At 48.5% G+C, this 4,937-nt stretch carries 3 protein-coding genes; all 3 read left to right on the top strand.

All coding sequences use genetic code 11. From position 1 onward, the window contains the following. Positions 1 to 1,250: TonB-dependent receptor domain-containing protein (locus ACWA6V_RS17295; RefSeq protein WP_449523660.1), on the top strand; the 1,250-nt coding region annotated here is incomplete at its 5' end. 28 nt (positions 1,251 to 1,278) lie between these two features. Next, a complete protein-coding gene (hrpB, locus tag ACWA6V_RS17290; RefSeq protein ID WP_449523659.1) occupies positions 1,279 to 3,687 on the top strand; it encodes an ATP-dependent helicase HrpB in 2,409 nt (802 codons plus the stop codon). A gap of 180 nt (positions 3,688 to 3,867) precedes the next feature. Then, a partial coding sequence (locus ACWA6V_RS17285; protein WP_449523658.1) for a tetratricopeptide repeat protein occupies positions 3,868 to 4,937 on the top strand: 1,070 nt, incomplete at its 3' end.

Raw genomic sequence — 4,937 nt, 5'->3', positions numbered from 1 at the left:
TGATGCGCAATTGTTTTGCGCATCAACAAACCTCTATCAGTCTACGCGACAACACCGGTGCAACACGCTGGCAAACCGGGCTTTGGCGGGGCGAGCGGGAAATTACCCAATATCTGGGGTTTGCGGGAGATGCTATTTCTGGTAGCGGCGGTGTCGTAGATTTACAGCGGGATTTTTCCGGCGTCAACGGCAATATTACCCGCAGCCTGAATTTTTTTAGTTGGCCTGCCGAGCTCAGTGTCGGCGCAGAATTGGCGCAGATGCAAGATGATCGCCGCGGTTATGTAAATGAATTTGGCACTGCAGGTGATTTGCGCCGCGCTGAAATCGGTGAAGTTGAAAGTCGCGATATTTATTCATTAATTCGCATTAATCCCACAGAAAAATTACTGCTTCACACCGGAGTGCGCCATGCCGATTTGGATTTTGTTGTAGAGGACAGATTTATTGTTGCCGGTAATCCTGATGACTCAGGCGCGCGCAATTATCGTGAAGATTCTTTTTCAATCGGTGGTAACTATGCAATCACACCCGAGTGGGAATTATTTGCCAGTAGTGGGCGCGGCTATGAAACTCCCACACTCACCGAAATGGCTTACAAAACCGGTGCAAGCGGTTTGAATACCGGGCTTGAGCCCGCCACTAATCGCCAGCATGAGTGGGGAATTAACTATAATCCTGACGAGATGTTCGAGCTGACATTGACGCAATTTTTTATCGATACGGAAAACGAAATTGTCGTGGATCAGTCAGTCGGAGGTCGGACGACCTTTCGCAACGCCGCTGAAACTGAACGCGAAGGTATAGAACTATTTGGTCGTTATGCGATTAATTCAAATATACGGGTGCAGTTGGGTATTCAATCGCTCGATGCTCTCTATTCTGCCGGTCAATGGGACGGCAGCCAATTGCCTGGTGTGGCGCGCGAGCAATATCAGCTGGGTGTACAATGGCTGCCGTTTGCGAATGACGCGCTGCAATTGGATCTGGGCGCGCAACAGCGCTCGCGTATTTATACTGCCGATAATAATCAGGTTTATGTACCCGATTACTACACGTTTGATGTGAGTGCTCGGGGCACCTATTCCGGCCAATCATTGCAACTCGACTGGTGGTTAAAAATGGCCAACCTTACCGATGAAAATTACGTGGGCTCGGTCATCGTTAATCAATCGAACGGCCGCGCGTTTGAACCCGCCTTGGGGCGCAATGTTTCGGCAGGCATTAAGTTAACTCATCAATTCGATTAATCAGTTTTTGTTTTCATCTGGATTTTTTATGCTGTTGCCCGATTTACCACTCAGTGCGTTGCACGATGACTTTATTTCTGCACTGGCACATACGCCGCTGTTACTGGAAGCAGAGCCTGGAGCTGGTAAATCAACACTCGCACCGCTCTGGGTATTGGCGCAAGCACCTGCAGGGCAACAGGTCTGGTTGGTACAGCCGCGAGTATTAGCAGCACAAGCACTAGCGCAGCGGCTCGCACAGTTGTTGGGTGAAAAGCCTGGGCAGCAAGTGGGGTACCAAGTGCCTTACGATTCGCGTATGAGTGTCGATACCCGTTTGGTATTAATGACACCGGGTATTTTGCTGCAACATTTATTGCAAAACCCCACACTCGATGGTGTTGCCTGTGTGATGCTCGACGAAATTCACGAGCGCAGTGTGAATCAGGATATGGCCTGGGCGTTTTTGCAGGAAGTGCAAATCTTACGTGACGATTTGCAATTAGTATTGATGAGCGCAACACCTGATCCTGCATTGCAGCAACAAATTAGTAATCGCTTATTTGCACCGGGGCGCTGCTTTCCGGTCAGCACCCAATATCAACCGGCCAAACAAAATCCCAACGGCTATGCTGAAAAAATTGAAGATCAGTTATTGCGTGCACTGCTTGCGTATCCGCAGTGGCAATCCACAACGGTGCTGGTATTTTTACCTGGCTGGCGGGAGATAGAAAATTGCGCCAGTTTAATCGCACAAAAATTTCCTATTCAAAAGCTATTTCGTTTGCATAGCCGTGTCCCATCAAGTGAACAGGGCGCTGCATTAGATTCAATGCAAGGCTCGCGTTTAATTCTGGCAACGAATATTGCCGAAACATCATTGACGATTGCCGACGTCACGCTAGTTATTGATTCCGGTTTGGCGCGTCGCGCCGATTATGAACAGCGCACCGGTATTACCCGTCTGCGCACCACACGTATCAGTATGGCCAGTGCCGAACAGCGCCGCGGTCGTGCAGGGCGCGTACAGGCCGGACATTGTATTCGCCTCTGGTCGCAAGACCAGCCACTCGCGGCGGCTGATTTACCTGAAATTCGCGCGACCGATTATTTACCGCTTGCGTTGCGTATCGCCCACTGGGGCAGCCCGGCTGATTCCCTGCCTTGGTTGGAGGCGCCGAATAAACTTGCGCTCAATTTTGCCGTGCAACAATTACAAAAAATGCAGTTGCTCGATACCAAAACACAAATTACCGCGGCGGGAAAATCGGTCAGTGCACTCGGTACTCATCCGCGTATCGCCGCGTTTTTATTGCTGCATGAAAAAACGATTAGCGAAGCAGCGCTCTTGTTATCACTCGCACTGCATTTTGAATTAACCGCCGAGCAGGACTTTTCGGCGCTGTTGGATGATGCCGCACACGAACTGGTGCGCAATCGCCAATGGCAGCAACAACAAAAACGCTGGTTAGGTGTTTTATCGCTGCAAAAAAATTCTGCTGCGTTGGATCCATTATTACTTGCGCGCGCCTTTAATGATCGTATCGGATTTAAACAAGGCTCGGGTCGCTACCGGTTGAATTCGGGTATGAGTGTTGAGCCTCAAGGCAATCTTGATTCACCTTGGGCGGTGTTTCCGCTGATTAATACTAAACCCAAAAGTCATTCTGGTGTTGGCATTGCTCTGCAATTAACGGCAGAGCAGCAGCGACAACTGAGTCAGGCGCAAACCGCATTGGTATTTAAGCAACAGCGTTGGCAGGAGCATACATGTTGGTCAATGGGTGGTGTGGCGATTGATGAGAGTTGGCAAATCATTCCTGCCGGCGAGATTGCGCAAAAATTGTTGGAACATATACGCATATTAATTGCGGAAAAAGGTTTTGATCACCTTAGCTGGAGTGATAAAGCGCGTGCGCTTCTGGAGCGTGCACGTTTAGTCACTGCACATAATCTATGTGAATTGCCCGCGCTTGACGATGCAGCCTTGATCAGCAATTTACATCAATGGTTATTGCCGTTTTTAAATGAATCAACGCGTCTGGATCAATTGCCGCTACAAGAGGCGCTGGAGTTTTATTTGGGTTTTGATCACTGCCAAAAAATTGCACAGCTACTGCCGGGTAAAATCGATTTGCCCAGCGGCCGTAGCGTTACCATTGATTTTGCCAGCGAGGGCAGCGCGCAAATCTCGGCCAAGTTGCAGGAATTTTTTGGTTGTGAACAATTGCAACTTGCTAATAGTAAAATCCCGCTAAAAATTCACCTGCTATCGCCTAATGGTAGCCCGCTAGCTATCACCACTAACCTGCAAACTTTTTGGCAGCAAGCCTACCCCGAAGTGCGCAAAGAAATGCGCGGTCGCTATCCACGCCATCCGTGGCCGGACAATCCGCTCGAACATGAAGCGACAGCGTTGACTAAACGAAAACTGGCGCTACAGCAACCATCAAGCTAATTAGATAAATTCATTTTTAAACCATTTTTTTTAATTTCATTCGAAGATAAGCCTGTAGGTTTTTTCGCGATAATCCTTGGCGCGCTTAATCCCTGTCTATACTGCTAGTCAGCATTGCCCTGTTGCACCCGCTATTTGCGGATGCAGCCATACCAGTTAGAGGCAGAAGGATTGTTGGCTATGAAAAAAATACTCACGCTTTTGCTGTTGATGAGTGCAGGTGTTGGTTTTGGTGTTGGTGTTCGCGCTGAATCTGTCTATCAATGGACAGCGGCCTTGACGTTGGAATCGGTCACCAATCTGGATGGTGGCATTCAGGAAGATTCCAGTGAGCTTGCCAATCTTGATCTCACGCTGGCCATAGATACAGACGCCGCGGGTTGGTGGGGCAATGGTGAATGGTTTGTCTATGTGCTGGGTGATACTGGCGATAATCCTTCCGACGATGTCGGTGATGTGCAAGGCATCTCCAATATCGCCACCGATGAAGCATTAAAGGTTTATGAGTTTTGGTATCAACACAGTTTTGCGGATGACAGCGTAAAACTTCTGTTTGGTTTGCACGATTACAACTCCACATTTTATTCACTCGAATCAGCGGGTTTATTTACCCATCCTTCTTTTGGTATCGGCCCGGATACCTCGCAAGTGGGTCCCTCCATTTTTTCTACTACATCGACCGCCCTGCATTTTACCTTTGCGGGCGAAAATAATTATTTACTAGCGGCTATTTACGATGGCATTCCCGGTGACCCAAATAATCCGCGCGGTACTCATGTGCAATTTAACAGCGGTGATGGTTTGTTCAGCGCAGTTGAGTGGGGCTGGGCAAATGAAAGCAAGGATAAAGTTGCTTTAGGTGTTTGGCAGCACACAGCTGAAGTGGAAAACCCGGTTGATGGCGAAATGATGGATGACAACACCGGCGTTTATTTTATTGCGGAAAAAAATATTAATGATGTTGCAGCGGTGTTTGTGCAATTAGGGCAGGCTGATGATGAATTTAATGCTGGTCGTTATTACGGAATTTCGACTTTGCTTCAGCCATGCTTAGATAGAAATGATTTTACCAACGAGCAGAAAGTACGGGCTTATCTTCTTTTAGCTCAGGCCTATCTTATTTTGGATAATCCAACAGCTGCAGAGGACAGCTACCTGCAATTGTTGCGGGCCGATCCAGAATATGTGGCCAACCCGGCCCGCGACCCCATCGATGTCTATTACCTGAGCAAGAAATTTACGTCAACACC

Source organism: Cellvibrio sp., assembly GCF_053579595.1.
Note: the sequence above shows the minus strand (reverse complement) of the source record. Positions and strands in the feature narration are given on the sequence as shown.

Excerpts from the sequence above, each read along its gene's own strand:
- hrpB (WP_449523659.1), top strand. The coding sequence starts at position 1,279 with ATGCTGTTGCCCGATTTACCACTCAGTGCGTTGCACGATGACTTTATT.